Source organism: Arthrobacter sp. CP30, assembly GCF_053470025.1.
In genome coordinates, this window is record NZ_JBQEMM010000047.1 from 1 (window position 1) to 536 (window position 536).

A 536-nucleotide genomic window follows, 5' to 3' on the forward strand; every position below is an offset into this window, starting at 1 on the left:
GCCAATGCCCTTGAGAGCGTTGAGGATGTTCATGCCGCCAATACCTCGGCGACGTCTGCCGAGATGTCGACGCGGCGCGCGCTCGACCACTTCGGCGCATAGCTGGGCTTCGAGACCTCATAGACGGTGGTCTTGCCGTCATTCGCCCAGGCGCCATCGAAGAACAGCGCCGCCTCCGCCTTCCGTCGCGCGGCAAGCTTGCCGCCGTTGAGATAGTGGCTGATGAGGAACGCGCGCGCCTCCACCGACTTCCCCGCAAGGAACAGATTCACCCAGTCGGTGTGCTCGATCGCGCCGGTGTTCCAGTGGAACAAGAGCGCGGCGGCGAGCTGCGCCTCCGTCAGCGGCCGGCCGCCGAAGGCGCGCAGCACCTCGACCAGATACTTCGAGCGCATCAGCCACACCGATACCTCGACGCACTTCCGCATGGGCTGCGGATTGTCCTTGTAGCGGTCGACATTGTGTCCGCTCGCGTTCGTCACCCCCATCGCCCAGGTCCGGACACTTTCGCTATCGAGGTACATCTCCTGGACGAT

The 536-nt window shown here is 64.4% G+C and carries 1 protein-coding gene; it reads right to left on the reverse strand.

Translation table 11 applies throughout. The features are described 5' to 3' along the window. Window positions 1-29 precede the first annotated feature (29 nt). A partial coding sequence (locus tag ACTIMO_RS17260; RefSeq protein ID WP_448183217.1) for a hypothetical protein occupies window positions 30-536 on the reverse strand: 507 nt, incomplete at its 5' end.